Origin of the sequence: Inquilinus sp. 2KB_23 (genome assembly GCF_052115705.1) — a bacterium.
Classification (GTDB): domain Bacteria; phylum Pseudomonadota; class Alphaproteobacteria; order DSM-16000; family Inquilinaceae; genus Inquilinus; species Inquilinus ginsengisoli_A.
Genome location: NZ_JBFRHF010000077.1, coordinates 1 through 1,273, shown reverse-complemented (window position 1 = coordinate 1,273; position 1,273 = coordinate 1). Strand labels below are relative to the sequence as shown.

At 64.7% G+C, this 1,273-nt stretch carries 1 protein-coding gene; it reads left to right on the top strand.

What is annotated here, in order from left to right:
• Positions 1-104: 104 nt before the first annotated feature.
• Positions 105-1,250: an IS4 family transposase gene (locus tag AB4112_RS35955; protein WP_309792289.1), complete on the top strand. Its 1,146-nt coding sequence runs from the start codon at positions 105-107 to the stop codon at positions 1,248-1,250.
• Positions 1,251-1,273: the final 23 nt, after the last annotated feature.

Sequence of the window (1,273 nt, the reverse complement as noted above, 5' to 3'; positions counted from 1 at the left end):
TGACCCACGAGTGTCCGGTTGAGTTTTGTGGACAAGGTGCATGGCGTTGATTCTGCTGGATCTCGAACGTCTGGCAACGTTTCGGGACAGCAAAGGGCAACGCCATGCAGCACAAGAATAGCGTGTTCCACGATCTTCTGAAGCACGTTCCTTGGGCCGGCTTCGAGGGGCTGGTCGAGCAGCATGGCGCCGATTTCCGGGTGCGCAGCTTGCCGAGCAAGACACAGTTGATCGCGCTCGTGTACGGCCAGCTGTCCGGGGCACAGAGCCTGCGCGAGATCGTCGGTACGCTGCAGAGCCATTCGGCACGGCTCTACCACCTGGGTGCCGAAACGGTGGCGCGCTCGACGCTGTCGGACGCCAACGCAGTGCGGCCCCACGAGGTGTTCACCGGGCTGCTCGGTCTGCTGATCGGCCAGACGCATCGCGGGCTCCGGCGCGAGCTCGACGGCACCACCTATCTCATCGACGCAACCAGCCTGCGGCTGAGCGCCCTGAGCAGCTGGGCCCGCTTCAGTGCCGGCGTGTGCGGGGTGAAGGCCCATGTGATCTACGATCCGGACGCCGACTGCCCGGTCTATCTCTCCGTCACCCCGGCCAAGGTCAACGACATCACCGCCGCCCAGGCGATGCCGATCGAGGCCGGCGCCACCTACGTCTTCGACCTCGGCTACTACGACTATAGCTGGTGGGCCGAACTCGATGCCGCAGGCTGCCGTATCGTCACCCGCTTCAAGACCCACACCAAGCTCACCCTGGTCGAGGAACTGCCGGTGCCGGAAGCCGGCACCATCCTGTCCGACCGCATCGGCTTCCTTCCCGCCCGCCAAGCCGGCAGCCGCCGCAACCCCATGGCCGATGCGGTGCGCGAGATCCGCCTGCGCATCGACACCGGCAAGGTGCTGCGGATCCTGTCCAACGATCTCGATGCGACTGCCCAGGAGATCGCCGATCTCTACAAACGCCGCTGGGCCATCGAGCTGTTCTTCCGCTGGGTCAAGCAGACCCTCAAGATCACCCGCTTCGTCGGGCGCTCGGAGAATGCCGTGCGCATCCACATCGCCGTCGCCCTGATCGCCTTCCTGCTGCTGCGGCTCGCCCAGGCGGCGCAAAGCTTGGTCAAATCACCGCTCGCCTTCGCCCGTCTGGTCCGCGTCAACCTCATGCAGCGCAGGCGCATCGACCTCCTGCTCCAACCCGACCCTATCCTCGTCTCCAATCCAGACCAATTGATGCTCCTATGGGCCTGAAACTAAACCGGACAGCTGTGGGC